The 1,522-nt window shown below is 42.0% G+C and carries 1 pseudogene; it reads left to right on the top strand.

The features are described from left to right. Positions 1 to 1,494: pseudogene (locus C2M25_RS09280) on the top strand (hypothetical protein); the annotation flags it as partial. Between the last annotated feature and the right edge of the window lie 28 nt (positions 1,495 to 1,522).

The following is a 1,522-nucleotide window of genomic DNA, read 5'->3' as shown; positions in this document are numbered from 1 at the left end:
CCTCTTGTTGGTGCTTTATCAGATCTTTTCGTTGAAACAGCAAAAGAAGCCGGTGGCTTCGGCAAACTCGCCCAGCAGGTCATAGGAAAAGTATCAACTGGTATTGGTGTAATGGCTGACGGTGTTCATGGTTTAAAAGTCCTTTTTAATGGTGCGAAAGTTGTTGCTATGGGTTTTTCGACAGCGCTATGGCAAGGGCTGGCTTTTGTAATAAACAAAGGGATTGTACCTTTTGCTAATAGGGTGACTAATGGCATTTTATTTCCGCTCAGAAAAGTATTAGAGCTTGCTCAGCATATTCCTGGTGTAGGTGATTCTGCGAAAAAGGCATTGGCGGAGTTAAATAAACTCGGAAATGCTGAGGGCTTTAAAACGCTTGATGAAATAGGTGAAACTGCATTCGATAGCCTTATTCAAGCGAAAGAAGATCTTCATAACTCTATGATGGAGCCGCTACCCTCAGAGCGTATAAAGGGCTGGATTGAGGATGTTCAAGCAAAATTTCAAGCAGCTGCAGCAGAACAAACCAGTAAAGGCGGGAAAACAGGCTTATCCAATTTAATTTCTTCTGATCAACAAGCCCTAGTTGATGCGGCTAAAAAACAATATGAAAAGATTCATGAAGCACAATTGGCCATGGAAGGTAAAGAAATTGAACTTGAGAAACGTCGCTTTGAACGTCAACAGCAGCAAATGGAAAAAGAGTTCCAGTTGCTGCGTGATAAGAACCTACTAACCGCTGAAATTGAAGCATCTTATAAGCTGGCTAAGGAGCAGGCCGAAGCACAGCACCAACAAAACATAACTAACATTCAAAAAGAGCAGCAAGAAGCCAGAGAAAAGAAAGAAAAAGAACATAAAGAAAAGTTAGACAAAGAAGAAAAGACTCGTATCGATACTATGCAGCAATCATACGATAGCTTGTTTAACGTCATGAGTGGTTATTTTGATGGCATGGACAGTAAAAAAGCGAGTTATGCTAAATCGGCTATGAGTATTGGTGCTGCCATGCTTGATGATGAAAAGAGCAATTCAATACAAAGTATTTGGACGAATACCTATGACACTGCAATGAAAGCATATAACGCGCTTGCTGATATTCCTTATGTTGGACCTGTTCTTGGTGCTGCAGCTGCAGGTGTTGTTATTGCTGCCGGTGGTATGTATGCGGGTAAAGTGAGTGGCTTAGCTTCCTTCGATGGTGGTGGTTATACAGGTAACTTACCCCGTTACGGTGGTGTTGATGGTAAAGGTGGTTTCCATGCCATTTTACACGGTAATGAAACTGTTATTGACCACAGTAAGGGGCAATCACTAGGTGCGAATGTAACTGTGAACTTGTTTGAAGATGCGAGTAGAGCAGGTTCGACAACACGTAGTTCAGGGCCATCAGGTGAAGAAGTTATCAATATATTTGTGACGAGTATACGCCAAGGTGGTGAAGCTTCATCCGTTCTTGAAAATACCTATGGCTTACAAAGGCAGGGTTTCTAAGCATGTTAGTTCGATACCCCAAAGACCT

The organism is Pseudoalteromonas sp. T1lg21 (assembly GCF_002964625.1).
Lineage (GTDB): Bacteria > Pseudomonadota > Gammaproteobacteria > Enterobacterales > Alteromonadaceae > Pseudoalteromonas > Pseudoalteromonas gelatinilytica.
Note: the sequence above shows the minus strand (reverse complement) of the source record. Positions and strands in the feature narration are given on the sequence as shown.